The following is a 13,445-nucleotide window of genomic DNA, read 5'->3' as shown; positions in this document are numbered from 1 at the left end:
ACACGGAACGTTTGACTTCTTCGCCCTCATGGTGCCGAATATGTTCTCCGACGTGCTGGGACACACGAACTTGTTTCCCTATCTCGTTCAACGATTGACATTCTTGCTATTGGGAATGGGATTACTCACGTTTACCATCGCCATGGTCAACCGCTTACCGTTACATCCCAAGAAAAATATCTTGCTGAACGCCCTGGGATGTATTATCCTGATCGCCGGAATCGGCTGTGGTTTCACCTATTTCACCCGATTCCATCACGTTGACAATCAACGCAAATTATATTCTGAAAGATACAAGAAATACAATAATATTGACAAAGTTCATTTGATAGATCAAGAGATTATATTCTCACAAGACGGTAAAAAGATTACCGTCAATTCACACGTAAAGGTCCAAAACCGGAATCACCAGGAGATCGACAAAATCGTGTTCTACTTGAACCCATCCCTGCAAGTTGAAAAATTAACCCGCCAAGGAGAAGAAATTCCCTATAAAAGAGATGCGCAAGTTATTATTGCGGAACACAAACTCCGCCCGTACGAGAGCCTTGAACTGGATATCACGTATAACGGTTCCATCGACGAGAATATCTGCTACCTGGACATCACGGACGAAGAATATTACGACACGCAAACCGGAAGTAGCATTCTCCGTTTCGGGAAAAGATACGCTTTCGTGCAGGATAAATTTACCCTGCTGACCCCGGAATGCCTGTGGTACCCCTCTACCTTTCCACCGGTAAACCCGGAAGCTCCTTATAATATCCGGAAAAACTTCTCGAATTACACTCTAAAAGTGATTCATCCCGATGACCGGACGATTCTTTCACAAGGGACACCTTTCCAATCGGGGGACACGACAATATTCCGAAATAAAGAGCAACTGCCCGGCATCAGTTTAGCCATCGGGGACTACGAGAAGAAGAGTATCGTGGTTGATTCCGTGCAGATCGAATTATACAATTTTAAGGGTCACGATTTCTATTCTGAAGTTTTTCCTAACATTTCGGACACGTTAGCCGGATTCCTTCAGGATGTGAAATCCGAATACGAGTTGAGAAAAGGCCGTAAATACCCGTATCAGAAATTTATCATGGCAGAAACGCCTATTTCTTACACGGGTTACGTGCGAAATTGGAAAGGGAACAGCGAGCAGGCGCAACCGGAGATGGTTTTCCTTCCGGAATTTGCCACGACCCTGCCTAGCAGTAATTTCAAATTTGCCAAGAAAAGAATGGCCAACTGGGGACGACGTGATCCCCAGGGAGCGATGGAAGAAATTGACGTGGAAATGAACGTTATACGGGATTTCGTCCGCCGGGTTCTTCTCTCGGAGGAAACGTTTCAAGAAGAGGGAAATACATTCGTGAATATGTTCTCTGGCGAGTGGTCCGGGACATCCAAGCTGAACAAGTACGATTTATCGTCCATGTATTTTAATTACGCGGGTTCTATTTATTCCCAGAATTTCCCGATCATAGACATCGTGATGAACACCATGCTAAAACAGGAAGAAAGCGATCAGGGAAGACATTTCTTCCGGATGTTCAACGGGATGGGCGATGACCAACGAGCCGCCGCTTACCTAAACGGGAAAAGTTTTGAACAAGCCGTACTTGATAACACGCTTTCGACAGAGGTGTTCTACGAAATGATGAAACTAAAGGGCGTTTACCTGAGGAACTATATAAACTCACGCCTTTCATCAAACGAGTTCAAGGAATTCATGGCAGAATTCACTAAAAAATACCAGTTTCAAGAAGTTAATTTCACTCGCCTGAACAGTGAGTTTATCCGTAAATTCCATTTCAATTTAATGGATTTCATCCCGAACTGGTACACGATAAACAGCACGCCTCGTTTTATCGTGAAAGGGGTGGATGCCGATCAAGTAGAAGTCGGGGATTACACGAAATATATCGTGAAGTTCCAAGTGTACAACCCCACGAATGTAGAAGGCGTGATTTCCGTCAACGTGGAAGAAGGAGGCGGAATGTTCCCCGGCGGCCCGCGGGGAAGAAGAGGACGGGCTGCTCAAATGGAGTCCAAGCCGGCGAAAAATTACATTATAGAACCGCAGAAATACAAAGAGATTCGTATTTTATGTGACGAACGTCCGAGCAACCTCACGATTAACACGAATATCTCGCAAAATCTACCCAGTACGATCATGCAGAATTTCGCCAAAGTGACCACCACGACGACCGACACGGTAACGGGAATATTCGACGCAAATGCCACCCTTTTCACGTTTAACCCGAAAGAGATCACGGTTGACAACGAAGATCCCGGATTCCGGATAATCGAATCCAATCAAAAGAACAAGCTACAATCTTTCTTCAAGAAGGAGAGCGAAGATAAATACAAGAACTTAAACTTCTGGATGCCCCCCAGTAAATGGACAGCTACTATCGGGGCAAATTATTACGGGGACTATATCAATAGTGCCGTGTACAAGAAATCCGGAAGCGGTAGTAACAAGACGGAATGGACAACCCAGATACAAATTCCAGGATTCTACGAGGTATTCGTGTACTCGTCTGATCTTCCCATGATGGGACATCGCTGGGGAAGGAATGAAGAGAAAAAAATGCAATATTACACGGTAAAACATGATGACGGAGAAGAGGAAATTTCAGTCGAGACGGGCCGGGGACGGCAGGGATGGATGACACTGGGTTCTTTCTATTTCTCGCAAGGAGAGGCTAAGATTACCTTAAGTGACAAAGGATCGGGATCAAACCAAATCATCTTTGCCGATGCGGTAAAATGGGTGTACACGAACAATAACAAATAAAAATAACAACAACATATTATGAAAAAGATCGCGTCAATATCGTTGATTATTTCGGGAATACTCATGCTTTGTTCCGGATCAACGTTTGCTCAGGAAATTTTGACGTTGGAAAAGGCTCTGGAGATCGCTTATCAGCAAAGTCCTTCCATCATTCAAAGTAAAATGAGTCTAGAACAAAGTGAGCTGGCCCTGATTCAGCAAAAAGCCTCGTTAAAATCACAGTTCAGTTTGAACCTGAGCCCATTTCAATATACCAGAAGTACGTCGTTTGACGATTACAATACACAATGGTATACCCGGAAATCCATGAGTTCCGGCCTGGACTTCAGGATCAGTCAACCGATCAAGTGGACGGACGGAACGCTTACACTTAGCAACTCGTTTAACTGGCAAGATGACGATAACCAATCTTTCGGAGCCAAGAGTACCTCTTTTTCAAATAATCTTAGCTTAAACCTGGAGCAACCGATCTTTACCTACAATAAGACCAAGATGCAATTGAAAAGGCTGGAATTCAACCTTGAAAAAGCAAAAATACAATACGCTCTAGCCCAACTGAACATCGAGAAGAACGTGACCGCAGCATTTTATGGCGTTTACCAGTCTTATAAAAGACTCGTTACGGCTCGGGAAGCTTTCCAGAGTCAAAAAGAAAATTACGAGTTAATCAAAAATAAAGTGGAACAACATTTGATCGCCCAGGAAGAACTCTTCCAGGCGGAAGTAACCTTAGCCACGAACGAGAATTCTCTCGCCGACACGGAAACGAGTTACGAGAATACCAAAGATCAATTCAAGCAAACTTTGGGGTTACCCTTGGATATAGACATCAGTATATTACCCAACATCCAGATTGATTCGGTTCACGTGGATGTGAATCAAGCCGTTAAATACGCCTTGACTCAACGTATGGAAATCCGCCAACAACAGATTGCCATTGAAGAAGGTATTTTTAGCTTGATCGAGGCAAAGGATAATAACAAGTTTAAAGGTAGTATCTCCGCCAGAGTAGGTTTGATGGGCCAAGGTGATAAATTCAACGGAGCTTTCTCGAAACCGGATGACAACGAAACGATCGGGGTTACCTTAACCGTTCCTATCTGGGACTGGGGGGCAAGAAAGGCAAGTATTCGCAGTACGGAATTATCCAACGAAAACACGGAGATCAGCAACGAGGAAGAAAGAAAATCCATCATGCTCGAAGTACGTCAGATTTGTCGAGAGTTACCCAAATTATTACGCCAGATCGAAATCGCCCGCCAGACAGTCAGAAACGCAGAGCGCACGTACGACATCAACGTCGAGAAATATCGTAGCGGAACCCTTACCGGTATGGAACTGAAAAACCAACAGACCCAGTTAACTGACGCAAAAAACTCATTGACGGATGCCATCATTTCATACAAATTGAAATTACTGGATCTGAAAATCCAAACCCTGTGGGATTACCAGAATAACAGGTCTTATTTACCGGTTGATTTATTGAAATAAACCCTAACACAAAATATAAAACAAAAACGCTATGATCAACAAATCTATAAAATATATCGGGGTGATTCTACTGGCTTACACCTTGAACGCTTGTAACGAGCAACGAATGAGTTCTTCTTCAGAGACAACCACGCCTGTTTGGCTTGCCGAAGTCGGGAAACGTGATGTTCGGGAATTGACCACCACAACAGGAACAGCCAAAGCAGCCAAAACGGTGGAAGTGAAATCCGAGACAAACGGTAAATACGAGCTGATGATCAACCCCAAGACCAAGCGTCCCTACAAGCTGGGAGACATTGTCGAGGAAGGAGCCGTGATTATCAAGCTGAATAATAAAGAACACGAAAATACCGTGTCGCTACCGACAAAAAAGATGCAGGTTGATATCGCCAAGAAAGAGTGGGAAGGACAAAAAGCCGTATTTGAAAAAGGCGGTGCCACGGAAAAAGATGTACTAAATGCCGAAAGTAGTTACATACAAGCGCAAACAGCATTGGAAACGGCATACTCTGATCTGGCAAAGCTCTCGATCAAAGCCCCTTTCAAAGGAGCCATCGTCAGCCTGCCGTATTTCACCCCGAACGTGGAGATCGCATCGGGCGAAACGATGGTCGGGTTGATGGATTACAGCCATATGTACATGGAAATCGCATTACCGGAAAACACGATCGATAAGGTGAAAGTGGGTCAAAAAGTGTTGGTCACCAATTATAATATCAAATCAGATACACTGTCCGGCCTTGTTTCCCAGTTATCCCCGGCAATCAACGAGGATACCCGCACATACACCGGATACATCACGATCAGCAACCCGGAACTGAAACTACGTCCCGGTATGTTCGCAAAAGGAGAGATTATTACTTTGCAAAAGGATTCAGTTATTGTTATACCGAAAGACATCGTTAATTCCCGTCGGGGAGGAAACCGGATTGTCTACACGGTGGAACAAAACCGGGCCATGGAGAAAATCATCACAATTGGTATCAGTGATGACCGTTTCATCGAGGTGGAAAGCGGTCTGAACCAAGGAGACAAGATCGTGGTGAAAGGCTACGAATTCCTGAGAAACAGAGGCAAAGTAAAAATCATGAAATAAAAAGACATGAACAGCATTACCAAATTTGCAGTAAAATACCCGGTGAGCGTGTTAATGCTCACGCTGGCGGTATGTTTACTGGGAACCATATCTTATAATAAGTTAGGGACAGATCTTTTCCCTGACTTGAAAAATCCCGCTCTTTACGTGGAAGTGAAAAGCGGTCAGAGACCACCCGAAGAGGTTGAAAAGCTAATCACTACCAATGTCGAATCGACTGCCGCACGTCAGGAAGGCGTGAAGAGCGTGTACAGCGTCACGAAAGTCGGGTACACGAAGGTTACCGTGGAATACGGATGGGATCAGGACATGGATGCCGCTTTCCTGGATTTACAGCGAAGTGTCTCTTCTCTTTCTCAAGATGAAAGCATCGAAGAAGTTAACGTTACCCGTTACGATGCCAACGCAACACCAATCATGACCATCGCTCTCACTCATAACGAGGTGAAGGACATGAATGAATTGCGAAAGATCGCAGAAAATTACATGCGTAATGAACTCGTCCGGGTAGATGGAATCGCGGATATTCAATTGAACGGACAGGAACAGGCTATCGTCGAAATATCCACGAATCCTTATATGTTGGAGGCATTCGGATTAACTGCCGACGGGATTGCCTCGCAAATCACGGCCATCAATCAAAATGTTTCCGGGGGAACGATCACGGACGGGGATATTCAATACACGGTGAAAGGGGTAAACCTGATTACCAGTCTCCAAGATATTGAAAACATTATCGTGGCATTTAAAGAGAATTCTTCCAGCGGAAGTTCCTCTTCCACGGAATCTACAAGCAGTTCCAGCAAGACAAAAGCCCCGGTATATTTGAAAGATGTGGCCTCCGTGTCCATTCGCAACAAAGACCCGGAAAATTTGGCCCGTTATAACGGAGAACGCTGTCTGGGGATCAGTATCTACAAAGAAAATAAATATAACACGGTAAATGCCGTGGAAAACTTGCTAGCCAAGATTGATGAATTTCGCAAAAGTTTACCGGGGTATGATTTCCATATCATCAGTAACCAAGGAGAATTTATCGGGAGTTCCATCAACGAGGTTAAAGATTCCGCTTTAATGGGTATCATCCTCGCCGTTATTATACTTTATATATTCTTGCGACGAGTGAACATGACATTAATCGTCAGTCTCTCTATCCCGATCTCGATCATAGCCACGTTCAACCTGATGTACTTCAACGGTCTTTCCATTAACATCATGACGCTGGGAGGGCTTGCGCTGGGAGCGGGAATGTTGGTCGATAATGCTATCGTGGTGATGGAGAATATCTTCCGGAATATGGACGAAAACAACCTGCCGCCCACGGAGGCAGCCGTGAGGGGGACCTCGGAAGTCGCGGGAGCGATTACGGCATCCACCTTAACCACGATCGTGGTATTTCTTCCGATCGTGTACCTGCAAGGTGCTGCCGGAGAGTTATTCAAGGAACAGGCATGGACGGTTAGCTTCTCGTTATTATCCTCGCTTTTTGTCTCCATCTTATTTATCCCGATGCTGGCATCGAAATTCATGCGGAAAAAAGACAATATCACCAGTCATGCTATCACGATCAAAGGTTTCGGAAACTTCGTCGGAAAAGTACTTAAAAGGAAATACCTGGTGATTACAATTGCCTTCATCCTCATGATTGTTTCCTATCTGATGTTACCATTCATTGGCATGGAGTTCATGCCTAAAACAGAATCGAAGGAGTTTTCGATCCTCGTTACCATGGAACCGGGAACAAGGTTAAAAAGTACGGATAATGCCGTGGGAACCATTGAAGATGCCATCCGGACTCTAGGACAGGATGATATTGAATGGCAATACACGCTGGTTGGCCCATCCAACCTTGAAAGTCAAAGCGGGGGAAAACTGGAATCAGAGAATCAATCCCAAATTAAGGTAAAGATAAAGAAAGATTCTAAGCTGGATGCCGATTACTTTATCACGAATATTAACGAGAATTACCCCTTGCCGGAAGGCGTGGAAATTTCCTACGAGAAAGGAGAATCCGCCCTACAAAGTATTCTGGGAACAGAGGGGGCACCGCTGGTAATCGAGGTGAAAGGGGAAGAACTTGAATTACTGGATGAATTGTGTACCGAGATAAAAGAGAAAATCACTGGAATTCCCGGTATATACGACATCAAATCTTCCTTGGAAAAAGGAGCCCCGGAGGTGAATATCAAGATTGACCGCTTGAAAAGTGGAATCTACGGGATTGACGTTGCCACGGTAAGTAACCAAGTCAGCGAGAAACTGGCAGGTAAGGATGCCGGAACTTTCGAAACACAAGGCGAGACTATTGACATCAATATCAAGGTTCCCGAAGTGACCCTTTCCGAAATCTACGATATTGAAATCATACAAGGCGAGAAGAAATACCGTCTCGGAGAGATTGCAGACATAGAAATCACGTCAGCCCCGAAAGAAATTAACCGGGTTAACCAAAGCCGAACGGGTATTGTGACCGCCATGATCGAGAAACAATACTCACTAAGTCATATAACCCCTGCTATTAAAGCTAAATTGTCCGAGGTTGAATTCCCGGCCAAGTATTCGGCTAAAATAACGGGAGAAGAAGAGATGCGACAAGAGTCATTCAGTGGGTTGGGATTCGCCCTGTTTTTATCTATTCTATTAGTATACATGGTGATGGCTGCACAATTTGAATCCTTGCGCCACCCGTTCACGATCCTGCTGACCATTCCGTTAGCCGGCGTCGGGTGTATTTTGGCATTCCTGCTCACCGGACAAACACTCAACATGATGGCCTTTATCGGTATTATCATGCTGGCGGGTATTGCCGTGAACAGTTCTATCATACTCGTGGATGCGATCAATCGCTTGAAAGAAGAGGGCCATCCCCTAGAAGAGGCTATTAAAATGGCAGCACAGCATCGTGTGCGTCCGATTATCATGACCAGTGCCACCACGATTCTGGCATTGCTACCCATGTGTTTCGGATTCGGTGAGGGAGCCTCATTGCGCTCCCCCATGGCACTTGCCGTGATCGGTGGTTTGCTAACCTCAACCATCATGACGCTGATCGTTATTCCGTGTGTGTATTACGTTATTGACAGAAAGAAATCATGAACACGATTATAAAAAGAAGGGTTCTTGTATCGATGCTTTTCATCGGGCTGGTACTTATGGGAATTTTCTCCTATAAACACCTCCCCATGGAATTATACCCCAATGCCGAATTGCCGGTGTTGAGCGTGAGCATTAGCTCCGAGACAGAATCTGACCCTTCCTATATAGAAAATCAAGTAGCTATTCCCGTTGAAGGAGCCGTCAGTGCCCTTAACGGGGTAGAAAAAATAGAAACCCAGATTTATTCGAGAGGAGGACAGGTAACCGTCTCTTTCAAACAGGACGTTGATCTGAAATACACCTTTCTACAACTGGAAGAAAAAATAAAAAGCATCACCCCGAATCTGCCTGATAATTTCAGGTTAAACGTGAACAAATCTTCTTCGGGTTCTGCCAGTGATATGTTCATGAACCTACGAATTCTCGGGGAGGACGACATCGACTACGTGCGTAATATCGCCGATTCAGAGATTGTTCCCTACCTGGAAAATATCGACGGGATCGCTAACGTCACCATCATGGGAGGACGGCAAAAAAGCATCGAGGTTATTGTCGATCCGGAAAGATGCAAGGCATTGAACATCACGACATCAACGATCAGTCGAGCCATTTCAAGCAATCTGGCAGAAAAGAGTTTCGCCGGTTCTGTTTACGAGAACAACAAACGTTATTTCGTCAACGTAACAGCCGAATATCTTGCCACAGAAGACTTGGGGAGTATCGTGGTTGCCAGTGGCCCGATCCAGTTGAAGGACATCGCTGAAATCCAGTTCGGTGTGAAAGAAGAGGAATCCTACGCCCGTACTAACGGGAAAGAGGTGATTTCCTGCATCTTGTCAAAATCACCGATGGCTAACGTGATCGACCTTTCCGAAAAAGTCCGGCAAGAAATTGATCGCCTAAACGGGGAATTAGAATCCAAAGGGGTTCTTATTGAAGTGGAAGATGATGCGGCCGATGTGATGAATAAAAATATTGACCAGATCATTGATCTCGGACTTTCGGGAGCCTTACTGGCCATATTCGTGTTGTTCCTGTTCCTTCGGAAAATACGGATCATTTCCATCGTGGCTTTTGCCATTCCGATTTCCGTGTTCTCGTCATTCTATTTCTTTTATCTATTCGGAATAACGATCAACACGTTAACCCTCACGGGTATCGCCCTTGCCGTCGGTATGTTACTGGACAATTCTATCGTCGTCATGGAGAATATCTACCGGCTGAAAGGTCTGGGAGTTTCCACCGATGAGGCTTGTGTTCGGGGAACTACCGAGGTATGGAAGGCAATCATGGCGGCCACAGTCACCACAATTACCGTGTTCCTGCCTTTCCTTTTCGCGGACAATTATCTAGTCAAACTGATCGGGGAACATATCGGAATCTCTATCGTGGCAACGCTTACCATATCGTTGGTCGTGGCATTACTATTGATTCCGATGGCGGTAAACGCTATTTTGCGCAAGACACCGGAAGATGTAAACTTCAGCAACTTATCAATCCATAACAGATTGGTGCAGATATATGTTGCCATACTCAAGATGTCACTTCGCCGTCCGGCACAAGTGATCATTATCGCTCTAGTCACGTTACTGGTTACCGTGGTTCTGTCCACCTCTTTAACCTTGAACACGCTGAAAGAGGTTGAATTGAACACGTTCAACGTGTATATCACCCCGCCAACGGGCTACACGCTTCAAAGGACCGACGAGATGATCCGGCTTTTCGAGGACGAATTACTCGAAGTCCCGGAAATAAAAGAATTCTCTTCCAACGTTATGAAAGAGGATGTCCGGCTTACGATTCGATTGAAAGATGATTACCAAAAGATCAATAAGAAATCCCTCATCCAACTGAAAACCGAAGTACTCCGGTTGGCCGAGACGGTCAATATCAACCAAATCAGCCTAGAAGCCAGCGAGAGCAGCGAGAACTTCAGAGGAAGTAGCGGTGGCGGTGGAATGCTTGGCAATAGTTCCTTGCTCAGAATGATGGGTATGGGCAGTCAAACAGAAAAAGTGATAATCAAGGGGCAGGATTTCGAGTCTATGGCGAATTTTGCCGAATATTTGAAATATCAACTTGACGATCTGGATAACATTTCCAATTCCCACATTTCAGTTTCCCAAGGAAGTACGGTCTCCAAAATATTTTTTGACCAGTACCTCATGGGAATGAACGAGGTTGAACCCAGTAATGTAAGCCAGGAGCTTTCCAATTTCCAGCCTCAAAGTAAAGCTGAGGTAAAATACAAAGCCGGGAACCAGGAATATGATATCCTGATCCGGGATATCAATTATGATGAGGACGATCAGAAGACACAAACCCGGACATTGGAAGATTTACGCAACCTGGAAGTCACGAACAAGAATAACGGGTTAGTCCAATTACGGAGTTTCAGCCGCATCAACCTAGGACGTGACAAAGGAAATATCACTCGCATTAACCAGGAAAAGGAGGTGAACCTCGTTTATATGTTCAATTCCGACATCAACGAATCAAAGGATTTGCTGGAAGCCGCACGGGAGGAGATTGACGAACTGGTGCAAAGCATGGATGTCCCGACGGGTATCGCCGTGGAGGTCGTACACGAGGAAAACGAAATGGATGATTTTATCTTCCTTATTTTGGCCGCATTCATTTTGATTTACATGATTTTGGCTGCCGTATTTGAATCAACCACGGCTCCCATCGTGTTGATGTTTACCATCCCGCTGGCCGCTATCGGTTCTTTACTGGCATTATTATTCACGAGCAATTCATTGATGAATGCCAATGTTTTCGTGGGTTTCATTATCCTCATTGGTATCGTGGTGAATAATAGTATCATCCTCATCGACTACACTTCTTTACTCCGTCGGAATGGAAACCGTAAACAACGAGCTATTATAACGGCCGGGTTATCCCGTTTAAGACCGATTCTGATCACGGCAATCACGACGATCGTGGCCATGATTCCGTTAGCTATGGGGCAAGGAGAATACGTGTCCGGACTGGGAGCCCCGTTTGCCATCACCGTGATCGGGGGACTTACCATGAGTACGCTGTTGACTCTGGTCATTATCCCGACATTGTATTCCGGAATGGAAGATGCTTTATACCGCTTACGCACGCAAAATCTCTTCATGAAACTATTGCAAGTCGTGCTTTTCGTCGTGGCCGTAATCTGCGTTTACTTCTGGACCTATACCCTGTTGAACCGGATTCTATACGTGATCCTAACGGTTATTCTCGTACCGGGAGTGACCTGGTTCTTGGAAGACAGTTTACGTCGGGCGCAAAGTAATATCATCCCAGCTGACGAAGAGTTGGAGATCAAGATATGCAATCTTGTCAAAGTGTACGGACGCCCGTCACGTTTCAACCGGGAATGGACTTCCGGTTTGAAGATCCGGGAACGGCTCGGCCTGCAAGGGAATTATCGCGAATGGCGGGATATGCAACCGTTGTTATGGTCGTTGCCCGTGTTGGGATTCATGTATTATTTCACGTTCAGCTACCAGGTACTGTTCTTCTGGGCAATTGTTTTTGCCTTCATTACCTGGACGATGACGCTAAGTATCATGAATGTTTTCCGGGAGTTCTGCGAGAACCGGAAACAGACCGTCATTGCCAAGATTCTACGGATCATTGCTATCGTCATTTATTATGCCGGCCCGATGGTAATCCTGATTTGGGCAAGCAAGAAATTCGAGAACAGCGGGGGGGCCATCTTCCTCGGTATGTTCTGGTATCTCGGTATTGCTGCCCGCTACCTGTCCAACAAGATCAACAAGGAGAACATCAATATTGACTTAATCGACGGTCGGTTCCGTATGTTGAAAAAGACTATTTTCCGTCTGGCTTCCAAGGCTCCGTTTATCGGGGTGAAGAAGAAACCGTTCAAGGCGTTGAATTCCGTTTCCATGGAGATACATACCGGAATGTTCGGTTTGCTAGGGCCTAACGGAGCCGGTAAGACCACGTTGATGCGTATCATCTGTGGGGTCTTCGAACAGAGTTACGGGAAGATATTCATTAACGGCATCGATACCCAGAAGAAACGGGAAGAATTGCAAGGTTTGATCGGTTATTTACCGCAGGAATTCGGGACCTACGAGAACCTCACAGCATGGGAGTTCTTGGAGTACCAAGCCCTGTTGAAAGGAATATATAACCAAAAGATACGTCATAACCGGATAGCCGAAGTACTTTCTGCCGTGCATATGTACGAGAACAAGGACAAGAAGATCGGAGGTTTCTCCGGTGGTATGAAACAACGTATCGGTATCGCACAAACCCTGTTGAACCTGCCCCGGATACTCGTGGTGGATGAACCGACTGCCGGTCTGGACCCGCGGGAAAGAATCCGTTTCAGAAACTTGCTCGTGGAATTGTCCCGAAACCGGATCGTGATTTTCTCTACCCACATTATAGAGGACATTGCCAGTTCCTGTAACCAAGTCGGCGTGATCAACAAGGGTATCCTGAAATACAACGGTACGCCAAGTGACATGGCTAATATCGCCAAGGATGTTACCTGGAGCTTCGAGGTTCCGGTACGGGATTTCGCAAAATTACCGTCCGATATGCTGATCGTTCACCACATCCGCCAAGGCGACATCATCAAGGTACGTTGCCTCAGCGAGCATAAGCCCACCGAGACCGCCGAGAAGATTCTCCCGGCCTTGGAGGACTCTTACTTGTGGTTGTTGAGAAGTGTGAAGATCGAGAATAAAGAAGAAATTATAACACAATAAAAAGATTTAGCGATTTATGATTGACGATTTCGTGATTCTAAATTCTAAATTTTACATTTTACATTAACGCTATGGTGCAATTTTGGATAACCCTACAAAAGCTGGTACAATATAACATCAAGATTATATTCGGGAATAAATTCCTGTACTTCATGTTGAGTGCCCTCGCCTTCTACGTGATCACGGTGATCGTGAAATTGCTGGGAGACGACGAGATCACGCAGGCAAC

The 13,445-nt window shown here is 45.3% G+C and carries 5 protein-coding genes; all 5 read left to right on the top strand.

Annotation, left to right across the window (positions count from 1 at the left end; translation table 11 throughout):
- Window positions 1–2,797, top strand: a 2,797-nt coding sequence (locus tag AB5542_RS19785; RefSeq protein ID WP_368243373.1) for a hypothetical protein, incomplete at its 5' end; no start/stop codon positions are given.
- 18 nt (window positions 2,798–2,815) lie between these two features.
- The gene (locus AB5542_RS19780) at window positions 2,816–4,288 is read left to right on the top strand and encodes a TolC family protein (protein ID WP_229782345.1); all 1,473 of its coding nucleotides are present in this window, start codon (window positions 2,816–2,818) and stop codon (window positions 4,286–4,288) included.
- A 31-nt stretch (window positions 4,289–4,319) separates the two neighbouring features.
- Window positions 4,320–5,384 (top strand): efflux RND transporter periplasmic adaptor subunit, encoded by a 1,065-nt coding sequence (locus AB5542_RS19775; RefSeq protein WP_087419046.1) that lies wholly within the window; start codon window positions 4,320–4,322, stop codon window positions 5,382–5,384.
- A 6-nt stretch (window positions 5,385–5,390) separates the two neighbouring features.
- Window positions 5,391–8,480: an efflux RND transporter permease subunit gene (locus tag AB5542_RS19770; RefSeq protein ID WP_279038170.1), complete on the top strand. Its 3,090-nt coding sequence runs from the start codon at window positions 5,391–5,393 to the stop codon at window positions 8,478–8,480.
- Complete coding sequence (locus tag AB5542_RS19765) at window positions 8,477–13,216, top strand: efflux RND transporter permease subunit (protein WP_288215085.1); 4,740 nt, start codon at window positions 8,477–8,479, stop codon at window positions 13,214–13,216. The genes AB5542_RS19770 and AB5542_RS19765 overlap by 4 nt, the downstream gene beginning before the upstream one ends.
- Window positions 13,217–13,445: the final 229 nt, after the last annotated feature.

The sequence above is a fragment of the Butyricimonas sp. RTP31003st1_G1_RTP31003_210430 genome (assembly GCF_040920905.1).
Taxonomy (GTDB): Bacteria; Bacteroidota; Bacteroidia; order Bacteroidales; family Marinifilaceae; genus Butyricimonas; species Butyricimonas paravirosa.
The sequence above is the reverse complement of the archived record's forward strand: the minus strand, read 5'-3'. Positions and strand labels throughout refer to the sequence as shown.

What these genes read in the sequence shown, in the direction of transcription:
- AB5542_RS19780 (WP_229782345.1), top strand. Translation starts at nt 2,816, where the DNA reads ATGAAAAAGATCGCGTCAATATCGTTGATTATTTCGGGAATACTCATG.
- AB5542_RS19775 (WP_087419046.1), top strand. Translation starts at nt 4,320, where the DNA reads ATGATCAACAAATCTATAAAATATATCGGGGTGATTCTACTGGCTTAC.
- AB5542_RS19770 (WP_279038170.1), top strand. Translation starts at nt 5,391, where the DNA reads ATGAACAGCATTACCAAATTTGCAGTAAAATACCCGGTGAGCGTGTTA.
- AB5542_RS19765 (WP_288215085.1), top strand. Translation starts at nt 8,477, where the DNA reads ATGAACACGATTATAAAAAGAAGGGTTCTTGTATCGATGCTTTTCATC.